Origin of the sequence: Microbacterium testaceum (assembly GCF_020781835.1) — a bacterium.
In the GTDB taxonomy this organism is placed as follows: Bacteria; Actinomycetota; Actinomycetes; order Actinomycetales; family Microbacteriaceae; genus Microbacterium; species Microbacterium testaceum_H.
On the sequence record NZ_JAJGNJ010000055.1, the window covers coordinates 1 to 429 of the forward strand.

Annotated in this window: 1 protein-coding gene; it reads right to left on the reverse strand. The window is 65.5% G+C overall.

Annotated elements, in window-relative coordinates; genetic code table 11:
• Window positions 1-429, reverse strand: a 429-nt coding sequence (locus tag LL239_RS17605) for a hypothetical protein (RefSeq protein ID WP_228164620.1), incomplete at both ends; no start/stop codon positions are given.

Here is a 429-nt window from a genome sequence, read left to right on the forward strand (position 1 = left end):
GATGAGTGGCTTCTTCCAGAACACCCACTCGCCAGAGAATTCGCCAGGGGTGTTCACGGGAAGGTCGATCGGGAGGATCCAGTCGGGGTGCCCGTACTGCATCATCCGGTCAAACGCCTCAGCGACCGCACCTTCAGCGCTGCGTCCCGTGATTGTGAGGGTCAGGTGGGGGTCTGACCCGACAGGGCCGATCAGCCGCCACCCCGCTACCTCGATCAGGTCCAACGCCGACACCGTCACGGTGCCGGCGTCGCGGTCGTAGTCGTAGTCGTCGATCTTGTGCGCGTATGCGATCGCGTCGTCAGGGTGAGCGCCGCCGTTCACGCCCCACCAGCGCACGAGGAGCCGGTTGTTCGGCGAGAACGACTCCTCGATCCGGTCGGGAGTCCACAGGCCGCCACTAGTGGCGATGGTGACCTCGCTGACCCC